Source organism: Mesorhizobium sp. WSM4816 (assembly GCF_055811535.1).
Map to the genome: position 1 here is coordinate 1 of NZ_JBVVQR010000088.1, position 1,177 is coordinate 1,177.

At 63.3% G+C, this 1,177-nt stretch carries 1 protein-coding gene; it reads left to right on the plus strand.

The window, feature by feature from the left end; genetic code table 11:
* Positions 1–1,176 carry an elongation factor Tu gene (gene tuf, locus AC0L3H_RS32895; RefSeq protein ID WP_091591201.1) on the plus strand — a complete coding sequence of 392 codons (1,176 nt, stop codon included), beginning with the start codon at positions 1–3 and terminating at the stop codon, positions 1,174–1,176.
* The last annotated feature ends 1 nt before the right edge of the window (position 1,177 follow it).

Genomic DNA, 1,177 nt, shown 5'->3' on the forward strand with positions numbered 1-1,177 from the left:
ATGGCAAAAGGTAAATTCGAGCGTACAAAGCCTCATGTGAACATCGGCACGATTGGCCATGTCGATCATGGCAAGACGTCGCTGACGGCGGCGATCACCAAGTATTTTGGCGAATACAAGCGCTACGACCAGATCGATGCGGCGCCCGAGGAGAAGGCGCGCGGCATCACCATCTCGACGGCGCATGTCGAATACGAGACGGCCAACCGCCACTACGCCCATGTCGATTGCCCGGGCCACGCCGACTACGTCAAGAACATGATCACCGGTGCTGCGCAGATGGACGGCGCGATCCTGGTCGTGTCGGCCGCCGACGGCCCGATGCCGCAGACCCGCGAGCACATCCTGCTGGCCCGCCAGGTCGGCGTGCCGTCGATCGTGGTGTTCTTGAACAAGGTCGACCAGGTCGACGACGCCGAGCTGCTCGAGCTGGTCGAGCTCGAGGTGCGCGAGCTGTTGACCAAGAACGAGTTCCCCGGCGACGACATTCCGATCGTCAAGGGTTCGGCGCTTGCGGCTTTGGAAGATTCCGACAAGAAGATCGGCGAGGATTCGATCCGCGAATTGATGGCTGCGGTCGACGACTACATCCCGACGCCGGTTCGCCCGCTCGACAAGCCGTTCCTGATGCCGATCGAGGACGTGTTCTCGATCTCCGGCCGCGGCACGGTTGTGACCGGCCGCGTCGAGCGCGGCGTGGTCAAGGTCGGCGAGGAGCTTGAGATCGTCGGCATCCGTCCGACCACCAAGACGACCTGCACCGGCGTCGAGATGTTCCGCAAGCTGCTCGACCAGGGCCAGGCCGGCGACAACATCGGCGCGCTGCTGCGCGGTGTCGACCGTGAAGGTGTCGAGCGCGGCCAGGTTCTGGCCAAGCCGGGCACGGTCAAGCCGCACAAGAAGTTCGTCGCTGAAGCCTACATCCTGACCAAGGACGAGGGCGGCCGTCACACGCCGTTCTTCACCAACTACCGTCCGCAGTTCTACTTCCGCACGACCGACGTGACCGGCATCGTGTCGCTGCCGGAAGGCACCGAGATGGTGATGCCGGGCGACAACATCACCGTCGATGTCGAGCTGATCGTGCCGATCGCCATGGAAGAGAAGCTGCGCTTCGCCATCCGTGAAGGCGGCCGCACCGTCGGTGCCGGCATCGTCGTCACCATCAAAGAGTAAT

Excerpts from the sequence above, each read along its gene's own strand:
- tuf (WP_091591201.1), top strand. The coding sequence starts at position 1 with ATGGCAAAAGGTAAATTCGAGCGTACAAAGCCTCATGTGAACATCGGC.